Below are 2681 nucleotides of genomic sequence, written 5' to 3'. Positions count from 1 at the left end.
TATTAATCCAGAGAAGTTTACTGTAAAATCCTTTAATTTGCTCGATAGTCTGCGGTTCAATAGCGTGGGGCTGTTCGCAGAACGTGTTCATCGAGTCCAACAAACTTTCAAATTCACCTTTGAGGTGTAAAACCGTTGCACTATTCATAAGATTGAGTCCAAATGAAGTTAAGGTTAAAACAGTTCTCCAACCCGAACTGCTATTGAAAAGATGCAGTCAAAAAATTGATTTAAACTAGAAACTCACTCCCCAGAGAACAACCCGACGAACTCGGGCGGATCAGATGCGATCACACTTTGATAAGAATCGAAGAAAACCTAAAGATAGTATACCCCATAATTCTTTACTGGCTATCAACGAATTGATAATTGTTTTCAAACTGGATGCTGAAATGTTTGAACCCCTTCTAAGAGACGAAACTCAACGCTAAAAAATAATAGTTGGGTTTCACTGGATTTAATCTAACCCGCAGATCATTAATGATTTATTGGTTCTGAGATTCCCTTTGAACTCGCTGGCGAATGATTTCCAAATTGGTTCGATAAAGGTCTAATTTTTCTTGTGCTTCTGATGCCATAAAAGCATCTTCTGGTATACTTTCTAAAAGATTAACTGCTTTTTGCCATTGCTCCTCTGCGGTTTGCCAAATCTTCAGGGGATGGGGAGGATTTTTTACCATGACAGACGCTTCTAATGCCAATTTTTGAGCGGCTTCTAAATTGTTAACTGCTTTTTGTTCTTGGGCAATTTTTTGAGTAACTGAGTTGTAGTCTGTTCTATAAATTTCAAGTCGCTTTTCAATTTCTTCGGAATTGGCTGTATCATCAGAAACCGCTTCTAATAATTGAATTGATTTTCGCCATTTATCTTGTGAAGTTTGCCAAACTGTAAGGGAATGGGGTGGATTTTTGATCATCTCACTGGCTTCTTCGGCTAAAATTTTAGCTAATTTTAAGTTGTCTTGTACATTGACTTCACTGGAAATAGCAAGACTATCTGGTTGTTGTTCTTTAAATTGATTTCGAGTCACAAAACCAATAGTAGCCAGTAAAGGAATCAGTAACATTAACAAAATCGGTAATTTATAACTTGACTTCAGTTTGGGTTTTTCTGTTGAATTTTCCTGAATATCAAGATCAGCTTTTGTTTCTTGTGCGTTTGGAAGATTTTCTAATTCATTGATTTGTGCTTTAATTGGTTCTTGATGTGCAAATTCAGCCTCTCTTTGTTTAAGTTGTTCTTGGTATAGATTTTCAAGTTCAGTTTCTCGGTTTTGAAGTTGTTCTTGATGTTGACGTTTTAACTCGGTAATTTGTTTTTGCAGTTGGTTAATTTGATTGGAAAGTTCGACTTCTCGTTGCTGAAGTTTGTCTTGATGTTTAACTGAAAGTTGGGCTTCTCGTTGCTGAAGATTTTGTTGTTGACGTTTTAAGTCTGTAATTTGTTTTTGGAGTTGGTTAATTTGGGTTGTAAGTTCAGTTTCTCGGTTTTGAAGTTGTTCTTGATGTTGACGTTTTAACTCGGTAATTTGTTTTTGCAGTTGGTTAATTTGATTGGAAAGTTCGACTTCTCGTTGCTGAAGTTTGTCTTGATGTTTAACTGAAAGTTGGGCTTCTCGTTGCTGAAGATTTTGTTGTTGACGTTTTAAGTCTGTAATTTGTTTTTGGAGTTGGTTAATTTGGGTTGTAAGTTCAGTTTCTCGGTTTTGAAGTTGTTCTTGATGTTGGCGTTTTAAGTCTGTAATTTGTTTTTGCAGTTGTTGATTTGATTGGAAAGTTCGACTTCTCGTTGCTGAAGTTTGTCTTGATGTTTAACTGAAAGTTGGGCTTCTCGTTGCTGAAGATTTTGTTGTTGACGTTTTAAGTCTGTAATTTGTTTTTGCAGTTGGTTGATTTGGGTTGTAAGTTCAGTTTCTCGGTTTTGAAGTTTGTCTTGATGTTGACGTGTTAACTCAGTAATTTGTTTTTGCAGTTGTTGATTTTGACTGGAAAGTTTAGCCTCTTGTTTTTGAAGTTGTTCTTGATGTTGACGTGTTAACTCGGTAATTTGTTTTTGCAGTTGTTGATTTTGACTGGAAAGTTTAGCCTCTCGGTTTTGAAGTTGTTCTTGATGTTGACGTGTTAACTCGGTAATTTGTTCTTGATATTGGAGTTTTAACTCGGTAATTTGCTGTTGAGTTTCTTCTGCTTTTTGGTGTTTTGATTCTAATTGTTCTTGATGTTTAACCTCTGCTTCTTGTTGACGAACTTTTTCCGATTGTTCTTGAGTAAATAACTGATAATACTCAACCTTAGATTTCAGTTCATCAATTAATAATTTTACCGCCTGTTCTGCTTGAACTTGATCGGTTTGACTGACAAATGTGTTCAGAGCAGCTTGCAAACGCTGAAAATCTTCAATCGAGTAGTTTAAATGACTATCTTGGTGTTCCAAACTTGCCAGTTATTTCTGGATAAACGAAACAATCTCGCGCAGCAATTGCAGAACAAAATTAAAGGTTTTTTCAGCCCAGATAAACGAAACAATCTCGCGCAGCAATTGCAGAACAAAATCAAAGGTTTTTTGAGAAGGATTGGACTGAAGAATTTGGCAAAGCAGTATCAAAACCGAACTTTGTTCGATCATTCGAGCCGTCATTTTCTCAAGCTTTTCTCGATTTTGATACCAGGTGTTTTCCTCG

3 protein-coding genes are annotated in these 2681 nt (G+C 36.1%); all 3 read right to left on the bottom strand.

What is annotated here, in order from left to right:
- Positions 1–485: 485 nt before the first annotated feature.
- Positions 486–1067, bottom strand: a complete 582-nt coding sequence (locus tag M595_RS27055) for a hypothetical protein (protein WP_023069786.1) — start codon at positions 1065–1067, stop codon at positions 486–488.
- 665 nt (positions 1068–1732) lie between these two features.
- Positions 1733–2434, bottom strand: coding sequence for a hypothetical protein (locus M595_RS27050; protein ID WP_023069785.1), 702 nt, complete (start codon positions 2432–2434; stop codon positions 1733–1735).
- Positions 2435–2443: 9 nt separating this feature from the next.
- The coding region (locus M595_RS31355; protein ID WP_023069788.1) for a hypothetical protein at positions 2444–2681 on the bottom strand (238 nt) is incomplete at its 5' end.

Origin of the sequence: Lyngbya aestuarii BL J (assembly GCF_000478195.2) — a bacterium.
Lineage (GTDB): Bacteria > Cyanobacteriota > Cyanobacteriia > Cyanobacteriales > Microcoleaceae > Capilliphycus > Capilliphycus aestuarii.
The sequence above is the reverse complement of the archived record's forward strand: the minus strand, read 5'-3'. Positions and strand labels throughout refer to the sequence as shown.